Here is a 24,086-nt window from a genome sequence, read left to right as displayed (position 1 = left end):
CGTCGGCATGGACCAGGCTTGCAGGCTCACCGCCTGCCCCCGGTCGCCCGTCGCCCGCAGAGCGCGAGCCTTTCCAGCGTTTGCCCCGGAGCAATCAAATGCAAACCGCCATACTGCTGTTCGACGGCATGACCGTCCTTGATGCCATAGGTCCGTACGAGGTGCTGCAATCTGTGCCCGGCGTGGAAGTGTGTTTCGTGGCTCGCGAAAAAGGCGAGATACGGTCGGATTTCAAACGCCTCGGGCTGATGGCGGATTTCACCCTGGCGGAGGTGCCACAGCCGGACATTTTGATCATTCCGGGCACGCCGTTCCCCGAGTCGGTGACTGGCGATCCCGCAGTGCTCGACTGGATTCGCGGGGCGCATGAATCCAGTACCTGGACCACATCGGTGTGCACCGGCGCGCTGGGCCTGGGTGCGGCGGGCGTACTCGAGGGCCGGCGTGCGACCACCCACTGGTTGGCCCTGGACGCATTGAAAGCATTCGGTGCGACGCCGGTCGAAGAACGGGTGGTCCGCGACGGCAAGGTCTGGACGGCCGCCGGCGTGTCTTCGGGTATCGACATGGCTCTGGCTCTGGTGGGCGAGCAATTTGGCGACGAAGCGGCACAGGCGGCCCAGTTGATCATCGAGTATGATCCGCAGCCACCCTGTGATGCCGGGTCGGTGAAGAAAGCGCCCGCGCCACTGGTCGCCGCCCTGCGCGAGCAGTTCGGCGACCTGATGCAGGGAACTGGCGAGGCATGACCCCCCTCTGGGCGTCTGTCACTGAGCAACCCGAGGACGTGAGCGCGAGAGCCCTGATTGCAGATGCGAGATGAGCAGGAGGAACAGCCGGCGGACCGGCTTGGCGGCGCCGAACCGTGCGTGATCGTCGGGGGCGGACCCGCCGGTCTGACGGCGGCGCACGAGCTTAACAGGCTGGGACACGCCGCCGTCGTACTCGAAGCCGACCACCAGGTGGGTGGAATCTCGCGCACCGTCGAGTACCGGAATTACCGTTTTGATATCGGCGGGCACCGGTTTTTCACCAAGGTCCGGATGGTGCAGGACTGGTGGCGGGAGATGCTGCCGAATGATTTTCTGGTGCGTCCGCGCTTGTCCCGCATTTTTTACAACGACCGCTTCTTCGACTATCCGCTCAAGCCGCTGAATGCACTGCGCAACCTGGGTTTTCGCGAGAGCGTCCGGGTGTGCCTGAGCTTCGCCTGGATCAAGCTGTTTCCGCATCGCGAAGAGCACAGCTTCGAGCAATGGGTTTCGAACCGCTTCGGCCGCCGGCTGTTCGAAATTTTCTTCAAAACCTATACCGAAAAGGTCTGGGGCATGCGTTGCTCGGAAATCAGCGCGGACTGGGCCGCTCAGCGCATCAAGAACCTGGATCTCGTCACCGTGGTCAAGGCAGCCTTTCTCGGTAATCGTGGCACCGACGGCCAGATCACGTCGACCCTGATCGAGGAATTTCATTATCCGCGTCTCGGTCCGGGCATGATGTGGGAACGGGCCGCGCGCGTTCTCGCCGATGCCGGTCGACCGGTCGCGTTCGGGCACCGCGTGATTGGTGTGCGCCACGAGGACGGCCAGGTGCGGTCGGTGACGGTGGATACGCCCGAGGGCGTCGTCGAGATGGCCGGCTCGTCGTTCATTTCGACCATGGCGATTCGCGACCTGTTCGAGGCACTGGATCCGCCGCCCCCCGAACGGGTGCTGCAGGCCGCGCGTGATCTCAGGTACCGCGATTTCCTGACGGTTGGCCTCATCCTCGACTGCCCCGAGCCGTTTCCGGACAACTGGATTTACATTCATTCCGAACAGGTTCGCGTGGGTCGCATCCAGAATTACAAGGCCTGGAGTCCGGAAATGGTTCCGGACCCTGATCGGAGCTGCATCGGTCTGGAATACTTCGTACAGGAAAACGACGATCTGTGGAGCATGGCCGACGCAGACCTGATCGCTCTGGGTATCGCGGAGTGTGCGTCGCTGGGTCTCATCGAGTCGCCGGATGTGGTCGACGGTGTCGTGATCCGGATGCCGAAGGCCTACCCGGTATACGATCGTGACCATCACGAGCGCATGGAGATCATCCGTGATTACGTTGCCGGACTGCGCAATCTGCAGCTGGCCGGACGCAATGGTCAGCATCGGTACAACAACCAGGATCATTCCATGGTGACGGCCATCTACGCGGCGCGAAATATTGCCGGCGCCGATTACGACGTCTGGAATGTGAACGTCGAGCAAACCTACCTCGAGGAGGGCGGGGACAATCGCCCGGAAGCGGTCAGGACTTCCGATCGCCTGGTGCCGCAGCGGATGGAGGAAAACCGGGCGGCCCGAACCCTCAGAAAAGCCTTCGCGCGCTACGATCCCGTGGCGCTCGGCATCGCACTGGCCGTTCCCGCCGCCCTCGGCCTGTTTTGCGCCACCGCCGTATTGTTGCTCAAAGGGGGCGATTCGGTCGGCGCAAACCTGGCCTTGCTCAGTTACTACATCATCGGTTACCGGGTCAGTTGGGGCGGCGCGGTCGTGGGTATGATCGAAACCGGCCTGCTGGCGTTTGGGTTCGGCTGGCTGATGGCGAGCCTGATCAACACCGTGGTAGGGTGGCAGGAACGGGCGTTGCGGAAACGGCTCGAGCTCTACCTGATATTCGAGAATGTTGATAAAAACGTAAGCGACGTGAACCGATGAATTCAGAAGAGCGGAGTCAGGACGTTGACTGGGCGCTGATCAACCAGGCCATCGCGCGGTTGCGCGCGTCCGTCATGGCGATTGCGATCGGACTCACGGCCGGTACCGGCTTGTTCGTCGCCACCGTATGGCTGGTGATTCGGGGCGGTGACCCCGTGGGTCCCACCCTGGGCTTGTTGCGCCATTTCCTGCCGGGCTATTCGGTGACCTGGGCCGGGGCATTTCTGGGCTTTTTCTACGCGGCGCTGCTCGGTGCGATCGTCGGCTGGGTCGTCGCATTCATTTATAACCGGGTCGCCGCCCGGCGCAACGGTGGATGACGGCCACCGCGGACAAAATCCAGCGCAACTGGCTGCTGGCGGCGGTGTTCGTTCTGGCCGGCGCCGCGTTCGCCGCCTATGCCAACGTCTGGCCGGACTCGCCGGTCGTCGATGACCGTTTTTTTGTTGGCGAAGACCGTTTTTCCGGAATCGGGGACATACCGGGATTTTTCACCGAAGACCTGTGGGCCGGATCCGGCGTCACCAGTGGTCATTATCGGCCGGTCCTGTTGTTGAGCATCTGGCTGGACTGGAAACTCCACGGCGCGTCCCTGGAGGGCTATCGACTGACCAATATCCTGTTGCACGTGCTGGTGACCCTGACGGTCTTCGGCTGGGTCCTTCACGTGTTGCGGACGTTTCACGGGAATGGGGCCAATCCCGTCTGGTGCGCTTTCCTGGCGGCCCTGGTGTTCGCCGTCCATCCGGTGCATGGCGAAGTGGTCAATTCGGTGTTCAACCGCTCGTCCATGCTGGTGGCATTGAGCGGGGTCGCGGGACTTTGGTGGCTGTTCGCCCGGGTCCGGCATCAGCCCTTTCTTGCCTGGGCCGGCATGGCCTGCGCTTATTTCGTCGCCATGCTTTCCAAGGAAAGTGCCGTCGTGCTTCCGGGAATCGCGGCCATCTACCTGTTCGTGCTGACCGACGGCAACTGGCGGGCGCGCCTGCGCGCCAGCCTGCCAGTGCTTTGCCTGCTGGTGCCTCTGGCCCTGTACTTCTGGCTGCGGATGCAGGCCCTGACGGATGCGGGCCCGGTGGATGTGGGTCCGGTGGATGCGGGCCTGGCGGATACAGGTCTGGCGGACGGGGGCCTGGCGGATGCGGGTCCGGCGCGTGTCGAGTCCGATGGGGAGGACCGGCCGTCGCCACAAATCCTGAACCTGTTGCAATTGCCGACCTGGAACATCGTGCTGCGCGCGGCGAGCGTGTGGGCCGATTCCCTCAGATTGGTACTGTGGCCGCACCCCCTGACCCTGGAACACGCAGCCCAGTCGCGAGGGTATCAGTGGTTGGCATTTGTGCTGCAGGCCGCCCTGGTTTTCGTCGCGCTCGCCGCATCCGTCCGCCGGCGTTTCGGTCTGCTGCTCGGCCTCGCGTTTTTCTATCTCGCGTTTTTGCCGGCCAGCCGGCTGGTCGGCGCGCCGGGGGAACAGCCGCATCTCGTTGAACGCTATCTCTACTTCCCGTCTGTGGGGCTGACTCTGTTACTTGCATTAGCCCTGGGTTTCGTGGAGCGGCGTTTGCGCCCGGGGGCGGCCGGCATTCCCGTTCTCATTGCCGTGCTGGCTCTGACCCCGGTCTGCTGGGCGCGCAATTCGGAATGGGTGGACGAGGTGACCCTGTACGAGAGTGAATACCACAAAAACAGCCGCTCGCCGCGAACCCTGCAACTGCTTACCGCGGCCCTCCTGCCCGCCGGAAACCACCAGCGGGTGGTGGAAATCTGCGACCGGCACGAAGCGGCGCAGCGGGTGAACGGCAAGTACAGCAACCAGTGCGCCATCGCGTACGCGTTGAGCGGCCAGGTGGCCAGGGCCGAGCGCGCCTTCATCAATGCCACGTTAAACAACAAGGGAAAGGCGCTGGCCCACGCCAACCTGGCGCGTTTCTACCTGCGCAACGGCCGCCAGGACGATGCTCGGACCCAGCTGGAGGCCGCCATCGAAGCGGAGCGCGAGCCCGCCAGGATCGCGTTCCGTGAGGGCGAACTGCGCGTGCTGCTGCAGCGCGGCGATCGGGCACGGATGATCGAGGCGCGGAAATGGTTCGAAGAGGCTTTGCGTCTCGATCCGTACATGACCGATGCGCTGCGGTGGAAGCGTACCCTGGACAAGGAACTGGGGTCGGCCCCCGCGGCGGACTAGGGTTCTTCAGTGTTTCCGGCCGGCCTGGCGCTGGCCTAGCCAGCTGAGCCAGCCCAGCGGCACCGACACGGCGCAACTGATGAAGAAAAGCAATTGCAGCGGTATCGCGGCAAAGGCGAATCCCGGCCCGCCACGATCTGCCAACAGTCTGTAAAAAGCGCGTTGTGTGGTGACGACGACCACAATCAGGCCCAGCGGAACCAGGGCCCAGAGGCTCGTGGTCCAGATCAGGGCGGCCAATGCCGCTCCGACGCCGATCCACACACTGGCGGATACCAGGGCGTTTCCGCGTTTCATGGGGGCGCCCGCGGCAGTGTCGAAAGAGTTCGCTAAACCGCTGATTGCCGCCGCGGCCAGCAGGATCAGGGTCGGCAGCAGCGCCGTGGCACCGCCCTGCCATATGGCCAGTATGCAGGCGATTGGAAACAGCGCGGCCGCCACGGTGGCGACCCGTGCGCGCCGGTTCAGATTGAGATCCGGTGGCGCCGAACGGTGTTGCAACAGCAACGCCGTCCACGGAACGCCGCGACGGAAGATGTCGGTTCTGATCATGTCGCCGAAGCGCCAGCGTTTCAAATGGGTGGCCAGCATGGCCTTGTGCAGGCGAATGCGGTGACCGGTCTGCCGGATGCGGTAACCCAGTTCGATGTCTTCCACGCTCGGCTCGCGGTAATCGGCGTTGAAACCGCCGGCCTCGGCGAACACCGTGCGCCTGATGGCGCCGCAACCCGACCAGAACGTGGACGCCTGTTCCCGGCCGACCTGGTGGTTCCAGTGGTGAAACAGGTTGCGGTAGCGGGACAGCAATGACGGGTGCGCGGGCGTGTCGTCATAACTGCCGATCACCGCGGAGAGTTCCGGGTCCGATTGCAGGGCACTGACGGCTTTGGCAATGGCGTCCGTGTGCAACACGACATCGGCATCGGTGAAGAACAGAATCTCGCCGCGGGCGAGTTCGGCGCCGGCATTGCGTGCCGCTGCCGGACCTGAGCGACGCTCGATTCGTCGATGGCGCACACCGTGCCGCTCGATGACCGCGGCGACATCGGACGCGGGTGAGGCATCGTCAATAACGATGACTTCAAGGGTCGCCCAGTCGGATCGGTGAATGGCGGTGAGACATTGATCCAGGTCACCCGCCCCGCCGTGTACCGGCACGATGACCGAAACGAGAACATCAGCGGCCCCTGGCCCGGTCGCGATATCCGGCGGAAGGTCTTCAGCCATCGTGCGGGTCATGCCGATACCGTTCGAGAATGTCTTCGGTGGGGCCGAAGGAGCGAATTCGGCAATCCTCCACCCAGATGGCGCTGGGGCAGGTTCGCCGCATCAATTCGTGATCGTGGGATGCGTGCAGAACGATCTGGTTCGTGCCGGGGTAGTGGATCAGTGCGTCCTCGACCTTGCCCCGAAAAGCCTGATCCACGCCCATCAGAAACTCGTCGAACAGAAATACCTCGGCTCGCTGCAGACGCATGGTTTCGATCAGGATGGACATGAACAGCCGTTGCTGCATGCCGAAGGACAGGTGTTCCACCCAGGTGAATTCCTGGTTCTCCAACCCGCAGAATTTCAGAATCCGCTCCAGGCTGTCCCGGGTTTCCCGCCAGCCCAGGCCGGCCAGGGATGCGTACAGGAATACATTGTCGCGCACCGGCAGCGCGGAGGCCGCGCCCGCGCCCGGCTCGAGAAAGCAGCACAGGCGGCCGTCCACGTCCACCGAGCCGGAATTCGGGCGGTAGATTCCGGCGATCAATCGCAGCAGGGTGGACTTGCCCGCGCCGTTCCGTCCGATCACGGCAACCCGCGATCCATCCGGAATTTCGAGTTGCAGATCGTTCAGAACGACCTTGCGACCCTCGGGGCGCTGGTGGTTTCGCAGGCTCATCAGCTCACGGTACAGGGGGCGCCGGCGCCGGTCGGAGACCATGAATGCCTTGCTGACGGAGTTGAGACGGATGGCCATGGTTCGGGTTCAGATGTAGTCCGGAATACGCGGGCTGGTGGTTCTGAACAGGATCCAGCCGAAAGCCAGTACCAGCATCGATCCCATCAGCGCCAGCCCGGTTTCAAGCGGGTCGATTTCACCGCCATAGAGCAGGGTGTCCCGCGCCAGGGTGATCAGGCCGGTCAGCGGATTGAGCTCCACGACCGTGCGGGCCAGCCCGTCGCCGACAATTTGCGGGTCGAAGAACACCGGGGTGACGAAAAACAGCATGCGGCAGAACAGGCTCCAGATGTAATTGAGGTCGGACAGGAATACCACCAGGGCGCACAGCAGCAGGGAAGCGCCCAGCGACAGGGCGAGGATGCCGGCGAATACCAGTGGATAGACGAGCAGCGCGCCTCCGAGGTTCGCGCCCATGAAGACTCCAAGCACCAGGACAAGTAGAATTTCGATGAACAGGGTGAGTCCTTCGATGCAGGTCTGCCGCAGCACCAGAAGTTGAAGCGGCACGGTGGTGTTGAGTATCAGTGAACGGCTGCGCAGGAAATTCTGGGCACAGCGCGTTGTCGAGTTGATGAAGAAGTTGTAATGGACGAGCCCGATCAGGATGAACAGCTCGTAATGTTCGATTTCGCGCAGGCGGTCGACATTGCGGAAGACCATGAACAGAACGGCCGTCATCAGAATGGGGTTCAGCAGATGCCAGATCAGACCGAGCGAAGAATTTTTCTCTTCGGCCAGAAACGACGCCCGGGTCGTCTGGAACAGCACGTAGGCGAAATGCCGCCAGCTCATCGGCCGAAGGTACCTCGTTCGTATCCGCTGGCCGCGGGGCATCGGACCGCGGCATCGTTGGCTGCTTGCATCGTCTCCCCCTGCCTGGTTGCCAGTGCGGATGATACTCCAACGACACCGGCCGGGCGAAAGTCTGTGTGGTGTGGCCGCGTTTTCGATGGGTCTCCGGCCAGTTTGGGCTCGAGTGCTTCGCGGTGTCGGGGCGCACCGCAGGGGAGCCGGGAGCGCGTGGCGTGAGAGAACCGGGCGGCGAGGGTCTGCAGCCGGCCCCGGAATGGCGTCGTGCAGATGTGGTCGGCATCGTCGTGCTCACGCTGGTGGGTGCGGGCTTGAGGATTATCGGCCTGAACGAAGGGTTGTGGGTGGACGAGATCGCGACCCTGGTCAACCACGTTCTGACGCCGGTCCGGGACATCATTGGCGATTACGGATCCCGCAACAACCACATTCTGTATTCGGTTCTGGCCCATTTCAGCGTCGAACAGTTCGGCGCCAGCGCCTGGGCCTTGCGGCTGCCCGCCGCGCTGTTCGGTATCGCCACGATTCCGGCGGCCTGGTACCTTGGCCGCCAACTCGCTTCACGGTCGGAAGCCTGGGTGGCCACGGCTTTTCTGACCTTCAGCTATCACCACGTGTGGTTTTCGCAAAATGCCCGGGGTTACTCCGGCCTGCTGTTCGGATCGGTGCTGTCCACCATTTTGTTCATCCGTCTGCTGTCACCACGAACCGCGGGCTACGGTACGATCATCGCCTACGCGGTCTGTGCCGCGCTGACCTGCTGGTTGCACCTGATGGGGGCCGCGGTCATGGTGTCCCACGGGCTGATCTGGCTGGTGCTGACGTTGTATCGCCGCGGCGCGGGATCGACGGATGTGCCGCTGGCGACCCTGCCGGCGCTGGTTCTGGCGGGCGGGATCTGCTTGCTGCTCTACCTGCCCGCCCTGGATCCGGTGGTGGTTCAATTCGTCGACGTACCGGCGCAGCGGGCGGGTCCGGGGACGTTGCCGTCCCTGGGCTGGATGGCGGGTGAATTCTGGGCTGGTGGGCTGCGCGCGGTCCCGGGCGGCTGGCCGGTCGCCCTGCTGGCCTGGCTGGTCGCGGGATTCGGAGTCGTGGCATGGCTGCGGCGCGGCCTGGTTGCGACCGCCATCCTGATATTACCCATGGTCGCGATCCTGCTGATCGCGGCGGCGGTGAACGCGGTCGTCTTTCCGCGCTTTTTCTTCGGCTCCATGGTCTTCATGCTGCTGATCGGGGTGGGTGGCGGTTTTGCGCTCGGGCGGATCGTCGTGCCGTGGCTCGGCCGGCGCTCCTTGACCGCTCTGGGCCTGGCCGTCGCGCTTGCTACATCGGTGATGGTTCCAGGCGCCTGGCAACCGAAACAGGACTACGAGGGCGCGGCGGCGTTCGTCGAAAGCCGCTGGCAGCCTGGCGACGTGGTGCTGGCTTCAAACGCAGTCGCGGAACCGATGAGACAATACCTCGGACTGGACTGGAGCGAACTGCAGAGTCTCAGTCAACTCAACGACCTGGAACACAACCACCGGCGAATCTGGCTGGTGTACTCGCTGCCCCGAAGTTGGGCGGGCGACTTACCCGGGATCTGGACCAAATTGTGTGAAGACTATATTTTGATGCATACCTTCCGCGGCACGGTTGGCGGCGGCGACCTCGTCGTGATGTTGAATGCGAAAGGGGGCCGGGCGCCCTGAATCAGACAGGCTCCGGAACACCCGATCGCAAACCCAGTGGCCACTTGAAAAATTCATGATCAATCGCGACCTGCGCCGGAAGATGAACTCCAACATGCACCTTCCCGGGTGGGCTCTCATTCGTCTGTTGCTCACCGCAACCGCCTGCTTGGCCAGTGTCGCGGCCTGGGGCAGTGCGGAACTGCAGAATGACGCTGGAAAAGTGAATTCGCCGTCGGGCGCTGAAGCGAACCCGCGGCCGTCCCCGGATGAGTCGACCGCTGAATCCGCTGGCACGGCTTTTCCGCTGCCCGAAATCATCGTGACCAGACGGCGGGCCCGTGCTCCGTCTTCGGTCATCGTGCGCGATGTCACACCAGCCGACTTCGCCGCATGGAATGCGCATACCGTGGGTGACTCCCTGACCTACGTGCCGGGGGTCAACGTTCAGATCGGCGGATCGTCCGCGGATTCCCGGGCGTGGATCCGCGGATTTCGCGATCGTGACGTGCTCGTGCTGTACGACGGAATTCCCATTGCGTCCGGGTTCGAAGGCACGGTCGACCTCAACGAAATCTCGCTGACTGCGGTTCGCAACATCCAGGTGATGAAGAGCGCCCCTTCGGTCATATACGGCACCAACGGCATGGGCGGGGTCATCGACGTGATCCCACAGACCCGGGTCGATGATGACTACCTGGCAGGAGGCGCGGAACTGGGTAGCGATGGCCGGAAGTTGATCCGGGCGAGCGCCGGCGGTGGCAACGGCAGTGTCAGCTATGCCGCGTCGGCCAGTTACCAGAGGGCCGATGACTATTCGCTTTCGGAAGGCTTCGACGCCGTGGCGTACCAGCCGGCCGGCACCCGCGTGAACAGTGATTTCCGGCGCAGCAACCTGTTCGTCAGCCTGGATGCGGCGGAAACCCCGCTGGGTCACGCGTCGGTCTTTTTCAATGTCAGTGACGCGGAAAAAGGTCTGCCGCCCGAGGCGGGATCCGACGACCCGGATTTCGAGCGGCTGACGCATTCCCTTCGCACCACCCTGGGCGTGTCCAACCGTTTTGCGCATCTGCCGCTTACCGCGAAGCTGTACTACAACAGCTACGACAGTGATCTGACGGCCTATACCGATGCCAGCTACGGCGAGGTCGACGAGATCGAAACGGCCGAAGACTACTCCCTGGGTGGCAAGTTGTACGCCACACTGGAAACCTCCGGCCACAACCAGCTGGTGATCAGTGGTGGCGTGCAGAAAGACGTGTATATGGCCGAAGGTGAACTCGAGAACGGCAACAAGGCCGAACTCGCCACCTGGACCCTGGCCGTGGAGGACCAGTACTGGATCAATGACCGGCTGTCGTTGGCTGCCGGGCTGATCCACACCTACTTCGATCAGACCCGGCTGGACCGGACACGCAGCGCCACCAATCCGCAGATTGCCCTGGCCTGGCGGGTTTCCCGGCCGTTATCGATTCACGCTTCGGCCGCGCAGCGCACCCGTTTTCCCAAGCTCAGGGAGTTGTATCGCCGTCGCTGGGGCAATCCGGACCTGAAGGAACAGACCGCCAACAACTACGAACTGGGTCTGCGCTACGAGCATCGTCCGGGATGGAGCAGCGATCTGTCGCTGTTTCGCAGCGATGTCGATGATCTCATCGAACGCCCGAACCGGGATTCCCTGTACCAGAACCTCGACCGGGTGACGCTGTCCGGCATCGAGCTGGCCAGCCGGGGCTGGATCAGTGACGATCTGTTCGCCGGGCTGGCCTATACCTGCGTGGATGCCGAAGAGAAGCTGGATGACGGCACGTCCCGCCAATTACGCAGCCGGCCCCGGCATACGGTGATGCTGGAACTGCGTTATCGTCTGACTGCCGATACACTGATTTCCGTGAACAGTATTCGTGTGTCCGGGCTGTACGACCTGACTGGCGACGGAGTGCATACCCGTGTGCCGAGTTACCTCGTGTTCAACGCCCGGGCCAGTCACGCATTCGCCGGGCGCTGGGAAGCCTACGTCGCGGTTTCCAACGCGTTCGACGAGGATTATGTGCAGCGGCTGGGCAATCCAAGAGAGGGCCGGGCCTGGTTGGCCGGCATCGGTTTTGACTTCTGATCATTCGCTGCGGCCGGAATTCCGGGCACCGGAACGGTTTGGGGCGTGTGCGCATGGCGTTTGACGGGCGCGGCCGTGTGGCCGGTATCGTTTTCGCGGTCTGCGCCCTGGTCATGGCGGACGAAGCGGGCGCCACCCCCTGCGAGATGCTCGCGGACCAAACCCTGCGCTGGGTGGTGCCATCGAAGCCGGGTGGCGGCTACGACGCGTATTCGCGGCTGATTCAGCCCTATCTGGAGCAACGGCTCGGAGCCCGGATACTGATCGACAACCGGCCCCAGGCGGGCGGCATCGTGGGTGCCGCCGCGATTCGTGACGCCCGTCCCGACGGGCGGACCCTCGGTTTCATCAACGCCCCGGGACTCCTCGCCGCCCATGTGTCGGGCCGGCAGCAGGCGCCCGACCCGTCAACGGATTTCACGCTGCTCGCCCGGGTGGTCAGCAACCGCATGCTGCTCTTCACCGGCCATGACTCGGGCATCGGTGATGCGGCCGAACTGTTGCGCGTGGCGGCCGATCGGCCCGTGGTCGCGGGTACACGCGATGCCGGTTCCGCGAGCTTTTTCGTGTTTCCCATCGTCGCCCACCACCTGGGATTGGATTACGCGATGGTGACTGGCTATGTGGGCAGCACCGCCCGCGTGCACGCCGCGGTGCGCGGTGAGGTGGATGTCATTGTACAGACTCTCGATTCGGTGATGCCGTACGTGGTTACGGGCGAGCTGCGGCCGTTGCTGTGGGTTTCCGGAGCGCCGGCTGACGGGTCATCGGGGCCACTTGCGGTCCGGGTCCCGGGGCTGTCTGACTTCAGCAGCCGTTTGGGGGAAGGGAACGAGGGGGACGGCGTGGCCGACGTCGCAGCGGCGGTGTCGTCCATCCTGCTGGCCGGCCGCACGATCGTGGCGCCTGCGGGACTGCCGGAGGCGGAGGCGGCCTGTCTCGAGCGCGCTGTGATGGATGTGCTCAAGGATCCGCTGCTGCAGCAACGGGCGGAGGCGTCGGGACTGACCCTGGAACCGGTCGGCGCCGAGCAGGCCGGGCGCGAGCTGCGGGAAGCGCGTCGGCACATGAGGACGTACGCTTTCCTGGTGCGGTCGGTGATCGACCGGACGAGCCGGTAAGGGATAGCGGGTATGGATTCGAGCGTCATGGACGCCGCCTGGGAAGCGCTACGGCTGGTGCTGTCGTGGCCTTACATCGTTTACCCGATTGCCGGCACCTTGCTGGCCATGGCTTTTTCCGCCACGCCGGGTTTGAACAGCGCCAGCCTGATGGCACTGGCGATTCCCGTCACCATTGCCTGGGATCCGCTACCGGTGATGCTGCTGTTCGGCGCGTTCGTCGGCGGCGCCACTTTCATGGGGTCGATCACCGCCATTCTGTTCAACATTCCCGGCAAGGCGTCGAACGCCGTGGTGCTGCTCGACGGCTATCCCATGACGGTCCAGGGTCATGCACGGGAAGCCATCGGCGCCGCGGCGACCTCCTCGGCGCTCGGGGCCACCGTCGGCGTACTGATGCTGGTCGTCATGCTGCCGTTCATGCGCAGTGCTGCGCTGGCGCTGGGTCCGGCGGAATACCTGATGATCGCGATCTGGGGATTGACGACACTGGCGGCCCTGTCCGGTGGCTCCCTGCTGCGGGGACTGGTGGCCGCCGGACTCGGGTTCCAGCTGGCTTTCATCGGCTACGATCCGCGTACCGCCGAACTGCGTTTCACATTCGGGCTCGACTATCTGAGCGACGGACTCAGCCTGGTTCCGGTCCTGCTCGGCTTGTTCGCCATTGCCGAGGTGCTCGACCTGATGGCGAGCGGCCGCGAAACCCTGGCACCCAGGCGGACGCCCGATCCGCTGCGCGGCCGCGTGGGTGGAGGTATCCGTGCGGTATTCCGGCATTTTCCGTTGTTCTTGCGCAGTTCGGTACTGGGTACCGTCATCGGAGCCATTCCCGGAATCGGCGGTTCGGTGGCGGGGTTCATCGCCTACGGGCAGGCCAGCCAGACAGCGGCCGACCCGTCTGAATTCGGCAAGGGAGACGTGCGTGGCGTTATCGCACCGGAGGCCGCCAATGACGCCAAGGACGGAGGTGCGTTGATTCCGACCCTGGCGCTGGGCATTCCCGGCGGTACCGGCACGGCCCTGCTGCTGGGGGTCCTGACCCTGCACGGACTGACGCCCGGCCGGGAAATGCTGACCGATCACCTGGTGCTGGTTTTCGTGCTGATCTGGTCCCTGTTCCTTTCCAATTGGCTGACATCCCTGCTGGGCATCGCGCTGGTCAATCCGATGGCGCGACTGACCACTGTCCGGGCCGGACGGCTGATTCCGGTGATCCTGGTGTTGGCCGCGGTCGGGGCTGTCCAGTACCGGGGTCTGCTGGCCGACCTGGTCTGCGCCGTCGTGTTCGGTTTCATCGGTTACCGGATGAAGCGTGTCGGCTGGCCCCGCATTCCGCTGGTCATGGCCCTGGTGCTGGCGCCCCTGTTCGAGAACAGCCTGCACCTGACCCTGCGGCTGCACGAGTTGGGGCGGATCGACTTCTGGTCGCGTCCGCTGGTGATTGTGTTGTTGGTTCTGACCGCAACCAGCCTGGTTCTTCCCGTGATGCGGGCGCGCCTGCGCGCCTGGCGACAGCGAGGGGGTTGAGATGCGCCTGCTGCGTCCCGGCACCGGGTTGTCCATCGGATTCGCGCTGCTGTCGGCGTGGTTTCTCTGGCAATCGTTCGGTCTGAGCCCGGTCGCTTCCTCGGTTCCCCGGGTGGTGCTGATCCTGACCCTGGTGCTGCTCGCCGTCGAGGCGCTGAAGAGCGGGATTCACGTTTCAGGGCGTGCCGATGCGGCCTTGCCGGATGGCGGCGATGCCAGTGGCCCGGTTCCATCGAATGAAAATGCCGGTCCGGTCGGGCGCTGCCTGGCGTGGATCGTCCTGCTGCCGGTGGCCCTGGGCGTGCTCGGTCTGCTGATCGGTTCGACCGTGTACTGCCTGTTGTTTCTGCGTTGGCGAAGTCACGAGCCATGGGCTTTCAGCCTGGCGACCTCCTGCGGGCTGGGTCTGCTGTTGTACCTGTTGTATGCGGTGGTGTTCCGCGCTGCGCCTTACGCGGGCTTGCTGGGCTTGTAGTGGCCCGGTAAGCAACGATGCGGCGAGGTGGCGTGAATTGCCGAAGCGGGTGCGCGGGACTGCGGATTCGGTCTATGCTCCCGGCATGAATTCCCGGCCCGAGATCTCGAGTGTCATGTTGTGCTGGAACCGCCTTCCGCTTTCCAGGGTGTGCCTGGCGTCCTATCTGGAGACCATCTCGGTGCCGCATGAGCTGTTCGTGATCGACAACGGTTCGATCGATGAAACCGCGAACTGGCTGGAGGAGATTGCCGGACTTCCCGGTGTCACCGACGTGATTTCCCAGTCGCGCAACGATCCCGCGGCCGCGCTGAATCTCGGGCTTTCACGGTGTTCAGGCCGTTTTGTGCATTTGATGGAGAACGACTACCGCTATCGGCCCGGGTGGGATCGGTACATCATTGACCGATTCGACCGCATTCCGGAACTCGGCCAGTTGGCCCTGTTCGAGGGCGATGCGCGGTTTCACCGGGGCAGTCATAAGGGGCTGGTGTGGCTTGCGGCCGAGAACGTGTGCACGACCTCGGTGCTTCGCCGGGAGCTTTACGCCGGGCAGGGTATCCGGGTGCACGGGCACTACTTGGGCAATTGCTATCCCGATGATCACGACCTGTCGACCCAGGTGCGTGAGGCGGGCTGGCTGGTGGCCTGGCCGGACCGTGACCTTGCGCGCAACGTGGGTTTCGAGAACACCGAGTATGGTCGGGATCCGGGTTACTACGTCCGGAATTACGCGCTGAAACTGTTTTCTGTGGCCCGGCTTCGGGGCAATCTGCGTCACTGGCTGAAACTGGATTTTCACGACACATTGACCCTGGTCGGGCGCCTGGCTCGCGCCTGCTGTTTGAAACTGCGCCGGTTGATCAGGCCGGGCTGAGCGGTGGCTCAGAGCAGGGGGCTGCCACTCAGCTTGCCGGGAATATCCGCCCCGAGCAGGCGGAACACCGTGGGTATGACGTCGTACGAGTCGCGGACGCCGAAATCGCCGGAGCTGATGCCATCGCCGGCGAGCAGCGCCATACCGTGAGGACCGGTGTGTCCGCCGGTTCTGCGATACGGCACGGGTCCGATGCATCCCAGCGAGGGATGCTCGAAGCCCAGGGCGGCATTGCTCCAGGTGATGATCAGGTCGCACCCGGTGGGTCCGAGCTCAAGCGGATCGGAGCCGCCGCAAGTGACTACCTGATCGACCACTTCCTCGCCCGTCCGGACGTCGCGGCAGTCGCGTACCAGGGCTTCGATCGCGTCACAGACCGAAGGGTAATCCGCCCTGGCGACGATTCCCGATCGTTCCCGCCCCTCCAGATTGATCCGGACCCGGCCGTCATAGAACGAGGGTAGCGCGAAGTACGGCAATCGTTGCCAGTGAGGCCGGTAGAGCTCGGTCGGCATCCAGTCGAGTGGCAACCGGAGTTCGCCTTCAGCGGTATGGAACGCCTGCGGCGCGGCGGTCCGCAACCGGCGTTTGACCGATTCGGGCAGCACTCGCGCTGCGATGCGTCGTGCCGAATCCAGCGGTTCGGGAAATTGCCGGATCTGTGTCTTGATTATCTGTGACCACGGGATCGCGGGGTCCGCCATGGGCAGGCCTGCCGGTGCGCGGGACCAGCGCCGCGGCGTGCGCAGGAGCGGACGACTCGTGTGATGCCGGTAAAGCAACTCGGGCAGCAGAACCATGCTGGCCACATCGGACCGGTTGGGCCCCATGCCGTTCATGGCGAAGGCCACCACGGTGGCTTCCGGGAAAGCCGTGACCAGTTCGCCCACGAAGCGATCCGCCGCCCGGTGCACGGCGAGCAGGCCTTGGGCGGCCACCGCTGCTGAAGGCAGGTGGTGCAACGGGTGTGTCGGATCGATGCCGTGCCACAGGTTCTCGATGGCCGAATGCAGTTCACCGGCGACCACGAAGGCCAGCTCCCATTCCGGACAGCGTTCGGCGAGCAGCCAGCGGGCGGCCCGGGTGCGGAGGTCGCTCGCGCGGACCAGTGTGTCGCCCAGCGCCCGGGTCTGCTCGACACACGGCCATACCACGTCGTACATTCGTTCCCGGGCCGGATATTCGCCGAAGCGCTCCAGCAGTTCGCCGACCAGACCGTTCGGGCGGGATCCGCGAGCCGTGCCGGGATCGTGCGCGCCCCAGTTGACGATTCCCCGGACGGTGGGTGCCCTGGCCAGGTCGAAATAAGGCGCATCGAATACGACGGTGGACCGGTTCAGATGCGCGGGGAACGGTGTCAGGGTGGTGCCCCCATGCCACGCTTGATAAGACTGTGTATCGAAGTGCACCGCGGATGCGCGCCCGGCCGCCTGCGGGTCCAGGCCGCTGCTGGCATGCTCCCAGGCGAGCCCGGTTCGGGTCGCCGAACCGTGATGCAGCAAGAACCGGGCGCTGCGGTCGCGCAGGGACCGCAGGTGAGGCAGTTCACCCTCCGCCATCAGCCGATCCGCCAGGGAGGCTTCGTAACCGTCCAGGCCGATGGCCAGTACCCGTCGCTGTGTCACGCCTGTATGCGGCTCCCGTGCCAGGGTTTGCGGTACTATCCTAGAGTCCCCGGCTGGGTGCAAGGCGAGTCTTTCGTATGGGTGATCACGCGCAGGTGGCAAGCACGGGCGAGGTCTCTGTCAGCGTCATTCTGCCGACCTACAATCGTGCCGCACTGCTGCAACGCAGCATTGACGGTGTTCTCGGACAGTCGTTCGACGACCTGGAACTGATCGTGGTGGATGACGGTTCCACGGACAACACCGCCACGGTGATGAACGGGTACGGCGATCCCCGTTTGCGCTACCTGCGGCTGGATCGGAACCGGGGCCTGTCGGCTGCGCGCAATGCCGGGCTGGCCTGCGCGCGCGGGCGGTACCTGGCGTTTCAGGATTCGGATGACGAATGGCACCCCGGAAAGCTGGAAAGCAGCTTGCGGGCTCTTGGTGCCCACCCCGACGCGGCCGTGGTCTACGGCGATATGATCCGGCAACTGGCGGACGGGCGACGGCTTTATCTGCGCTCACCCGACATCGAGCGTGGACGCCTGATCAATCCCCGAACCCGTTTCTGGCAAACCTATATGCTGGCCATGCAGCCCACGCTGATCCGTCGCGAGGCAGCGGGGGACATAAGCTTCGATGAAGCGCTGAACTATTTCGAAGACCTGGATTTTCACCTGCGCCTGGCCATGAACCACACCTACGTGCACCTGCGCGAACCGCTGGTGACCTACCACGAGACCGGCGGGCTCACCGCCGATCCGACGCTGGAGTTCAGGGCCCGCCGCTACCTGCTGCGCAAGTACCGAGCAAGCCTGCGCCGGGAAGCACCCGGCATGATCGTGCGCGAATCCGTGAACATCACGCTGCGACGTTCGCTGATGCCCATCGTGCGCCAACACCTGGAGCCAATGTGACCGTGCGGCCGCCACTTGTTTCCGTGATGATTCCGACCTGGCGGCCCGATCCTGAATATCTCGAAACCGCGGTTGCCAGCGTGCTGGCACAATTCGAGCCCGGGCAGGCGGTACAGATCGAACTGGTGGACGATTGTTCACCGGATTTCGACGTCAGTGCGTTCGCGGACCGGTTCGGTACCGGCCGCCCTGGCAGCGGGCGTGTGTCCGCGCGACGCAACGAGCGGCGGCTGGGGCTGGTCGGAAACTGGAACTCATGCCTGGAACACGCAAAGCATCCGTGGGTTCATCTGCTGCATCAGGACGATTTCGTGCTGGACGGTTTCTATGCGGCCTTGCAGGGCGGTGTCGGCCGAACGCCGCAGGCGGCGCTGGCGTTTTCGGCGAGTTATTTCGTCGACGGGGATGGCCTTGCCTGGGCACCGAAGCTCGTGGCTCAGGACGCCCCTGGCATTCTCGAAGACTGGATGCAGGCGGTGTTCGCCCGGCTGGCGATACAGTGCTCGGCGACCCTGGTCCGGGCGGACGCGGTGCGGGCGCTGGGCGGTTTCGACACCGCGCTGGCCTATACCCCGGACTGGGATCTGTGGCAGCGGCTGGCGGTCGACTTCCCGATCTGGTTCGATCCGAGGCCACTGGCGGCTTTCCGCCAGCACTCCGGTTCCGAGACCAGCCGCCAGCGCGCCAGCGGAGCGCACGTGGCCGAAATTTTCCAGTGCATCGAACGGTTCCCGGCGCGGCTGGGGCCGGAAGCGGTGGAGCCTGTGTCCCGGACGGCCCGGCGTCATTACGCGGCCTTCGCCGTGGAAGAGGCCTGGACCGTCTTGCCGACGCCCGGTGGAGCGGGCCGGGCTGGCGGACTGCTGAAGCTGGCCTGGCAACGGACCTCGACCCTGACGCTGGCTGCGGCCCTTTGCATGTGCCTGGCTCGCGCGTGTGTGCGTCCCCTGGTTTCTCGCCGCAGACCGCTGGATCTGTCCCGGACCGCGCGCTGAACGAAAAAGCCGGTCAGTGGTGCGGGCCGGTTCCACGCACCGCTGCGTATCCGAAACCGAGCGCGTTGACCGCCTGGGCCACGCACAGCAGTGAGGCGACCGGCACGAACCGGCGCAGTGGCTGCGCGGCAGCGGCGCGTAACAGGGTCCACAGGAAAACCGGGTAGCGGAAAACTTCGCGCGAAACGTGCACGGTCCCTCGCCGCGCACGTTCGCGATGGAATTGAAATGCGCCGCGGCCGTAACTGAAGTGCTGGTGGACGAACTCCCGCAAGCTCGGCGACTTGGTGTGCCGAACCACGGCCGCGGGCACCGACACCAGCGGATGTCCCCGCCAGCGCCAGCGGTCGCACAATTCACGGTCCTCCGACGCGGTGCGAAAGGCCTCCGAAAAGCCGCCCACTGAATGGTAGGTATCAGCCGGCAGCGCGATGTTGCTGGAGGCGAAGAATCGCGCGTTGACGGGGTCGCTGTTATAGAAGGTGTATGCACTGTCGAGGATGATCTGGCTGGCGACCGCGCAGGAGTTGTCTGGGCAGTGGTTGACCATTTCTCCGCCGAGCAGGGCCAGCGGCGTGCGCGTGTGGGACTGGGCGAAGGCTTCGATCCAGCCGGGGTCCGGCAGGCAGTCGTCGTCGGTGAATAGCAGCAGTTCGCCGCGCGCCTCGGCCGCCCCGCGGTTCCGGGCGGCCGCCGGGCCGCTGTTCTTCTGGCGCATCAGCGTAATATCCAAAAGGTCCCGGAGACTCGCCGCCACGTCGTCCAGCGGAGGGTTGCTGCCGTCATCGACCACGATGACCTCGAAGCGCCCGGTGGGGTAAGTCTGCTCACGCAGCCGTTGAAGGCACCGTCGCAGTGGGCCGGGCCGGCAATAGCTGGGAATGATGACCGAAACGAAGGGCTTGTCCATCTGAAATCCGTGTCAGCCGCGCCGGACCTGACCCGGCCCGACCTGGCCCGTTATCCCCCGTGCCACTGGATTTGAATTCGACGTCGCCATTATAGCAACGACCCGGAAAGTCGCTGATCGGAGTCGGGCTTGCAGCCGACCACTCGGCTGATGCACTCTGCAACCCAGCACCTCAACAGCGGAGCTGTGCCGTCGCGTCCCATGAACCTGCTGGTCACCAATACCCAGGAGGAGCAGGCCTACCTGATCCTGCGCTGCCTGCGTCACGAGGCGAAACGCATAGTGATTACCGTGCCCGAGGGATCGGTGTTTTCGCGCTGGTCGGGCATCTCTGCGTGGTCCCGTCACGTGAGCCGGCGTTACACGGTGCCGGACTGCACCGCCGAGTGGCGGGCCGGGCGGATCCGCGCCGAGAACACACCGGCCGAAGAGCACTACATGCAGCGTATCGAGGAGATCTGCGTCCGCGAGCAAATCGATGTGATCTTTCCCTCGTACGATGCCGAGGTCATGGTCTTTGCCAAGAACAGGGCGCGTCTGGCGGAGCAGGGAATACTCGCCATCGTGCCCGATTACAAACCCCTCGCGCGCATCATCGACAAGGCGCGGACCCTGGAGGCCGCCCGCGCCGTCGGATTTCCAACGCCGGCCAGCTGCATACCGGAAAACGAGGCGGAACTGCTGGATGCGGCCGGCCGCTTGAATCCGCCCTGGGTTCTCAAACCACGCTGTAATGCCCATGGGGCCAATATCCATCGGCTGGAGGACGTCGAATCCCTGCGAACCGCGTTCGCCGAACTCGCGGCCATTCAGCCCCGGCCGCTGTTGCAGGAGTGCGTGCCGGTCGGCACCAAGCGCAATTACTATCTGATGGTGACGCCGGATTTCGAGGTGGTCAGCGTCCATTCACCGCAAATCCACCGCCACCGTGTCATCGGCGTGCGCACCCCTTGCGCGGTCGCCGAGACGACCGATGAGGTGCCGTTGCTCGACGAAGTGAAGGCGCTGGTGCGGGAACTGGGCGTTTGGGGCGCCATGACCGTGCAGACCATCGTCAGCCAGCACGATGGAGTGCCCCGGCTGATGGAGATCAATCCACGGTTCGGCCACAACCTGTGGTACCGGACCGAGTTTGGCGTCAACGAGCCGCTGATTTACCTGCGTATGGTCGAGGGCAAACCGCTGCCGGAAATTCCCCGCTGGCCGGCCGGTGTGTTGTTGCTGGATCCGCTGTGGGATTTGCTGCAGCTTTATCTGCTGGCAGTCGATCGGGCCGGTGTCTGGCTGCGTCGACGCCTGGGACGGAATGGCGGGAACATACCCGGCCAATCCGGCGAATCGGTCCGGGATCTGATGCGTACCCTGAAATCCGAATATTTCGGCCCGTCAGCCCGGGTCACCAATCCACTGAACCGCGGCCTGCTGTCCGATCCGTTGCCCCCGCTGGTCCGGATCGGCCGCACGGTGCTGTTCGAATGGAACCGGCGCCGTGCCGTGAAACGGGAACGAAAATGAGGGTCATGACACGCCCGGTGCCGTCGGCCTGGGAGCCCGCCGGCTCGGGCTTCGCCCCGGCAACACGGCGTCATAACCGATAACTCGCGCAACGGATTCCAATCACGGCTTGTTTGGCCCTTTGGTGCTTAACGTGGCCGTCCGGACTTTTTTACCCCGGTTTAACACGCCATGGCGTATCTTCGCCGAGTCCCCGGTTTTACGGAAAGACATCCACATTGGCGTTTCATCCGACTGCCGGTTTCTGGGTTCGACACCTCGTTATCCCGTTGCTTTGCGCTGCGATCGTGCTGTCCATGCTGGAACAGACTTCCTTTGACTTGTGGCTGGCCGATCGCTGGTATGCCCTGGAGGGAGGCGCATGGGCCTGGCGCAACCACTGGCTGACTTACGACATCATTCACCACCGGGGTAAACAAATGGTCATCGGTTTCGGTTTGTTGATTCTCCTGGTGACTGGATTAACGTTCCGTGTGGATCGCATCGCCCACTGGCGCATGCCGTTGGCCTACCTGTTCTGCAGCATGGCCGTGGTGCCGGCCTTGATTGCCTGGAGCAAGCATTACAGTGGGGTGCCATGCCCGTGGCATCTGGAACGTTACGGCGGAACCGAGGTTTATCGGCACAACCTCGAGTACGCGGTCGGTGCGGCGCAGGGCGGTCACTGTTTTCCAGCCGGGCATGCCTCCGGCGGATTCGCCCTGCTGGCACTGTATTTCGCGGTATTGCCGTTTGCCCGCAAGCCGCTGATCGCGCTGATTCCCGGCCTGGTGGTTGGAACCGTGTTCGCTCTGGGACAACAGGCCAGAGGCGCGCATTTCATTTCACATGATCTGTGGACACTCAGCCTTTGCTGGTTTGGCGCCCTGGCCCTGTTCTTTGCTTTCCGGCCCTGGCGCTGGCCGCGGCCTGCTGGTACCCATGACACGACCCGGGACGCCAGGCCATGAAAGTTTGCTGGTCCACAAACCGATTGGTGCTGGCCGCGGCTGTCTTTCTGGCCGCCTTCGCGAATCTGACGTTCTTTCGCAACGTCGCAATCGTACTGGCCGATGATCCGCAACGAATTCTGCATGCTGTTTCACTGACGCTGATATTGCTGTGTGCGCTGATACTGTTGATCGCGGCCTTTTCGTTCCGGCGCGTGATCCGGCCATTCCTGATGGTGCTGTTCGTCGTATCCGCCGGGGCGGCCTACTTCATGGACACGTTCAACGTCATCATTGACAGCGACATGATCCTGAATGCGCTGTCGACCGATGCCGCGGAAGTGGGCGATTTGCTCACAGGGCGGCTTGCGGCCTACCTGTTGCTGCTGGGTGTGCTCCCGGCCGTGCTTGTCTGGCGTGTCGAAATCCGCCCGATGCCGCTGTTGAAAGCGTTGAAAACCCGGCTGGCGCTGGTCGGCGGCGCGCTGGCGGTTCTCACGCTGGCTGCCTTCGTCTCGTCGTCATTCATGGCGACCTTCGTCCGGGAGCACAAGGCGGTTCGATACTATGCCAACCCGTTGACACCGGTCTATTCCGCGTACCGCTTCGCGAGCTCACGGGCGGTTCGCGCCGACCAGCCGCTGGAAAAAATCGGCGAAGATGCGCGCATTCCCGCCGCTGACGTGCACCGCGAGCTTGTGATCCTGGTCGTGGGTGAAACGGCCCGCGCCGACCGATTCTCGTTGAACGGTTACCCACGGGAGACGAATCCGGAGTTGGCGTCACGGGATGTGATCAGCTTCGACAACGTGTCGGCCTGCGGTACATCCACCGCTGTCTCGGTGCCCTGCATGTTCGCTGTTTCGGGTCGCGCAGATTTCGATGGCAGGCGGGCACAGTCAACCGAGAACCTGCTGGATGTCCTGCAGCACGCGAATGTTAACCTGCTGTGGCGCGATAACAATTCCAGTTCCAAGGGCGTTGCGGAGCGGATTCGCGCCGAGGACTTTCGGACGGTAGAGGCGAACCCGGTGTGTGACCTGGAGTGCCGCGACGAGGGTATGCTGGCGGGGTTGCAGTCCCTGGTCGACCGGCAACCGTCTGGCGACATCCTGATCGTGCTCCATCAAATGGGGAGCCACGGACCCGCTTATTACAAACGCTATCCCGAGAGTTACCGCGTATTCCGCCCCACCTGCGAAAGCGAACAACTCGACAGTTGCACGGAAGAGCAGATATCCAACAGCTATGACAACACGATCCGCTATACCGATCATTTCCTCGCACGGGTCGTCGACTTCCTGCACTCCAATGATGCCCGGTTCGAGACCGCGATGGTCTACATCAGTGATCATGGAGAGTCGCTGGGCGAAGGCGGGATTTACCTGCACGGCATGCCTTATTGGATGGCGCCGGAATCCCAGGTCGCGGTGCCGATGATCATGTGGTTTGGCAGCAATTACGACGAAGTCGATGTGAGTGCGCTCAAACGGCTGATTCACGCGCCGCTGTCGCACGATAACCTGTTTCATACGATGCTCGGGATATTCGAAGTCAGCGCGGAGGTCTATGACGAGAAGAAAGACCTGCTGTACCAGTCCAGGGTACTGCAAGGTCAGTCCGCCGAATACGACGGCTGACAGCTGTCCCGCTGACAGTGCGTCACGGCCTGTCCCCTCGTGTCTGGGTGGCCGTCTCAGATCAGGAGCCGGTCTGCAGTTCTGTTTCGGACACGGATCAGAAAGTCACGAGGTGCCGGGCCTTCCAGTCCGGTCCGTTCCAGTT

At 63.8% G+C, this 24,086-nt stretch carries 20 protein-coding genes; 15 read left to right on the top strand and 5 right to left on the bottom strand.

Translation table 11 applies throughout. The features are described from left to right. The first annotated feature begins 98 nt into the window (after window positions 1-98). From V3330_RS02345 to V3330_RS02330, 4 genes are all read left to right on the top strand, one after another. Window positions 99-749, top strand: coding sequence for a DJ-1/PfpI family protein (locus tag V3330_RS02345; RefSeq protein ID WP_354693772.1), 651 nt, complete (start codon window positions 99-101; stop codon window positions 747-749). Between the two features lie 63 nt (window positions 750-812). After that, entirely contained in the window at window positions 813-2,693 is a 1,881-nt protein-coding gene (locus V3330_RS02340) for an NAD(P)/FAD-dependent oxidoreductase (RefSeq protein WP_354693883.1), read from the top strand. Then, window positions 2,690-3,013, top strand: coding sequence for a hypothetical protein (locus tag V3330_RS02335; RefSeq protein ID WP_354693771.1), 324 nt, complete (start codon window positions 2,690-2,692; stop codon window positions 3,011-3,013). Before V3330_RS02340 ends, V3330_RS02335 begins: the two co-directional genes overlap by 4 nt. Then, window positions 3,010-4,878 (top strand): hypothetical protein, encoded by a 1,869-nt coding sequence (locus V3330_RS02330; RefSeq protein ID WP_354693770.1) that lies wholly within the window; start codon window positions 3,010-3,012, stop codon window positions 4,876-4,878. Before V3330_RS02335 ends, V3330_RS02330 begins: the two co-directional genes overlap by 4 nt. A 6-nt stretch (window positions 4,879-4,884) precedes the next feature. Here the strand turns inward: V3330_RS02330 and V3330_RS02325 are convergent, their stop codons facing one another. The 3 genes from V3330_RS02325 to V3330_RS02315 are packed head-to-tail and all read right to left on the bottom strand — an operon-like array spanning window position 4,885 to window position 7,621. Continuing rightward, window positions 4,885-6,105, bottom strand: coding sequence for a glycosyltransferase family 2 protein (locus tag V3330_RS02325; protein WP_354693769.1), 1,221 nt, complete (start codon window positions 6,103-6,105; stop codon window positions 4,885-4,887). Then, window positions 6,098-6,844: an ABC transporter ATP-binding protein gene (locus V3330_RS02320; protein ID WP_354693768.1), complete on the bottom strand. Its 747-nt coding sequence runs from the start codon at window positions 6,842-6,844 to the stop codon at window positions 6,098-6,100. Before V3330_RS02320 ends, V3330_RS02325 begins: the two co-directional genes overlap by 8 nt. Window positions 6,845-6,853: 9 nt before the next feature. Then, window positions 6,854-7,621 (bottom strand): ABC transporter permease, encoded by a 768-nt coding sequence (locus V3330_RS02315; protein ID WP_354693767.1) that lies wholly within the window; start codon window positions 7,619-7,621, stop codon window positions 6,854-6,856. A 233-nt stretch (window positions 7,622-7,854) separates the two neighbouring features. Between V3330_RS02315 and V3330_RS02310 the strand changes: the two genes are divergently transcribed. The 6 genes from V3330_RS02310 to V3330_RS02285 all read left to right on the top strand — a co-directional run bounded on the left by V3330_RS02310 (window position 7,855) and on the right by V3330_RS02285 (window position 15,428). Further along, on the top strand, window positions 7,855-9,333 hold the full coding sequence (locus V3330_RS02310) for a glycosyltransferase family 39 protein (protein WP_354693766.1): 1,479 nt from the start codon (window positions 7,855-7,857) through the stop codon (window positions 9,331-9,333). A gap of 55 nt (window positions 9,334-9,388) precedes the next feature. Beyond that, window positions 9,389-11,428 (top strand): TonB-dependent receptor plug domain-containing protein, encoded by a 2,040-nt coding sequence (locus V3330_RS02305; RefSeq protein WP_354693765.1) that lies wholly within the window; start codon window positions 9,389-9,391, stop codon window positions 11,426-11,428. Between the two features lie 53 nt (window positions 11,429-11,481). Next, window positions 11,482-12,549: a tripartite tricarboxylate transporter substrate-binding protein gene (locus V3330_RS02300; RefSeq protein ID WP_354693764.1), complete on the top strand. Its 1,068-nt coding sequence runs from the start codon at window positions 11,482-11,484 to the stop codon at window positions 12,547-12,549. A gap of 12 nt (window positions 12,550-12,561) precedes the next feature. Continuing rightward, entirely contained in the window at window positions 12,562-14,076 is a 1,515-nt protein-coding gene (locus V3330_RS02295; RefSeq protein ID WP_354693763.1) for a tripartite tricarboxylate transporter permease, read from the top strand. Between the two features lies 1 nt (window position 14,077). Then, window positions 14,078-14,551 (top strand): tripartite tricarboxylate transporter TctB family protein, encoded by a 474-nt coding sequence (locus tag V3330_RS02290; protein WP_354693762.1) that lies wholly within the window; start codon window positions 14,078-14,080, stop codon window positions 14,549-14,551. Window positions 14,552-14,636: 85 nt separating this feature from the next. After that, window positions 14,637-15,428: a glycosyltransferase family 2 protein gene (locus V3330_RS02285; protein WP_354693761.1), complete on the top strand. Its 792-nt coding sequence runs from the start codon at window positions 14,637-14,639 to the stop codon at window positions 15,426-15,428. Window positions 15,429-15,436: 8 nt separating this feature from the next. Here V3330_RS02285 and V3330_RS02280 read toward each other — a convergent pair whose 3' ends face one another. Further along, entirely contained in the window at window positions 15,437-17,053 is a 1,617-nt protein-coding gene (locus V3330_RS02280) for a hypothetical protein (RefSeq protein WP_354693760.1), read from the bottom strand. 77 nt (window positions 17,054-17,130) lie between these two features. Between V3330_RS02280 and V3330_RS02275 the strand changes: the two genes are divergently transcribed. Beyond that, window positions 17,131-17,952 carry a glycosyltransferase family 2 protein gene (locus tag V3330_RS02275; RefSeq protein ID WP_354693759.1) on the top strand — a complete coding sequence of 274 codons (822 nt, stop codon included), beginning with the start codon at window positions 17,131-17,133 and terminating at the stop codon, window positions 17,950-17,952. Between the two features lie 2 nt (window positions 17,953-17,954). Further along, a complete protein-coding gene (locus V3330_RS02270) occupies window positions 17,955-18,947 on the top strand; it encodes a glycosyltransferase family 2 protein (RefSeq protein WP_354693758.1) in 993 nt (330 codons plus the stop codon). A 13-nt stretch (window positions 18,948-18,960) separates the two neighbouring features. Here V3330_RS02270 and V3330_RS02265 read toward each other — a convergent pair whose 3' ends face one another. Further along, window positions 18,961-19,857 carry a glycosyltransferase family 2 protein gene (locus tag V3330_RS02265; protein WP_354693757.1) on the bottom strand — a complete coding sequence of 299 codons (897 nt, stop codon included), beginning with the start codon at window positions 19,855-19,857 and terminating at the stop codon, window positions 18,961-18,963. A gap of 129 nt (window positions 19,858-19,986) precedes the next feature. Between V3330_RS02265 and V3330_RS02260 the strand changes: the two genes are divergently transcribed. The 3 genes from V3330_RS02260 (at window position 19,987) to V3330_RS02250 (ending at window position 23,941) form a co-directional block, all read left to right on the top strand. Beyond that, window positions 19,987-21,372, top strand: a complete 1,386-nt coding sequence (locus V3330_RS02260) for an ATP-grasp domain-containing protein (RefSeq protein WP_354693756.1) — start codon at window positions 19,987-19,989, stop codon at window positions 21,370-21,372. Window positions 21,373-21,590: 218 nt separating this feature from the next. Beyond that, the gene (locus tag V3330_RS02255; RefSeq protein ID WP_354693755.1) at window positions 21,591-22,322 is read left to right on the top strand and encodes a phosphatase PAP2 family protein; all 732 of its coding nucleotides are present in this window, start codon (window positions 21,591-21,593) and stop codon (window positions 22,320-22,322) included. Next, window positions 22,319-23,941: a phosphoethanolamine transferase gene (locus V3330_RS02250; RefSeq protein ID WP_354693754.1), complete on the top strand. Its 1,623-nt coding sequence runs from the start codon at window positions 22,319-22,321 to the stop codon at window positions 23,939-23,941. Before V3330_RS02255 ends, V3330_RS02250 begins: the two co-directional genes overlap by 4 nt. Window positions 23,942-24,086: the final 145 nt, after the last annotated feature.

The sequence above is a fragment of the Elongatibacter sediminis genome (genome assembly GCF_037892215.1).
GTDB classification, from domain to species: domain Bacteria; phylum Pseudomonadota; class Gammaproteobacteria; order Xanthomonadales; family SZUA-36; genus Elongatibacter; species Elongatibacter sediminis.
The sequence above is the reverse complement of the archived record's forward strand: the minus strand, read 5'-3'. Positions and strand labels throughout refer to the sequence as shown.

Bases quoted from the DNA above. Each gene is read 5' to 3' on its own strand.
- V3330_RS02345 (WP_354693772.1), top strand. From the start codon at position 99: ATGCAAACCGCCATACTGCTGTTCGACGGCATGACCGTCCTTGATGCC.
- V3330_RS02340 (WP_354693883.1), top strand. From the start codon at position 813: ATGCGAGATGAGCAGGAGGAACAGCCGGCGGACCGGCTTGGCGGCGCC.
- V3330_RS02335 (WP_354693771.1), top strand. From the start codon at position 2,690: ATGAATTCAGAAGAGCGGAGTCAGGACGTTGACTGGGCGCTGATCAAC.
- V3330_RS02330 (WP_354693770.1), top strand. From the start codon at position 3,010: ATGACGGCCACCGCGGACAAAATCCAGCGCAACTGGCTGCTGGCGGCG.
- V3330_RS02325 (WP_354693769.1), bottom strand. From the start codon at position 6,105: ATGGCTGAAGACCTTCCGCCGGATATCGCGACCGGGCCAGGGGCCGCT.
- V3330_RS02320 (WP_354693768.1), bottom strand. From the start codon at position 6,844: ATGGCCATCCGTCTCAACTCCGTCAGCAAGGCATTCATGGTCTCCGAC.
- V3330_RS02315 (WP_354693767.1), bottom strand. From the start codon at position 7,621: ATGAGCTGGCGGCATTTCGCCTACGTGCTGTTCCAGACGACCCGGGCG.
- V3330_RS02305 (WP_354693765.1), top strand. From the start codon at position 9,389: ATGATCAATCGCGACCTGCGCCGGAAGATGAACTCCAACATGCACCTT.
- V3330_RS02300 (WP_354693764.1), top strand. From the start codon at position 11,482: ATGGCGTTTGACGGGCGCGGCCGTGTGGCCGGTATCGTTTTCGCGGTC.
- V3330_RS02295 (WP_354693763.1), top strand. From the start codon at position 12,562: ATGGATTCGAGCGTCATGGACGCCGCCTGGGAAGCGCTACGGCTGGTG.
- V3330_RS02290 (WP_354693762.1), top strand. From the start codon at position 14,078: ATGCGCCTGCTGCGTCCCGGCACCGGGTTGTCCATCGGATTCGCGCTG.
- V3330_RS02285 (WP_354693761.1), top strand. From the start codon at position 14,637: ATGAATTCCCGGCCCGAGATCTCGAGTGTCATGTTGTGCTGGAACCGC.
- V3330_RS02275 (WP_354693759.1), top strand. From the start codon at position 17,131: ATGGGTGATCACGCGCAGGTGGCAAGCACGGGCGAGGTCTCTGTCAGC.
- V3330_RS02265 (WP_354693757.1), bottom strand. From the start codon at position 19,857: ATGGACAAGCCCTTCGTTTCGGTCATCATTCCCAGCTATTGCCGGCCC.
- V3330_RS02250 (WP_354693754.1), top strand. From the start codon at position 22,319: ATGAAAGTTTGCTGGTCCACAAACCGATTGGTGCTGGCCGCGGCTGTC.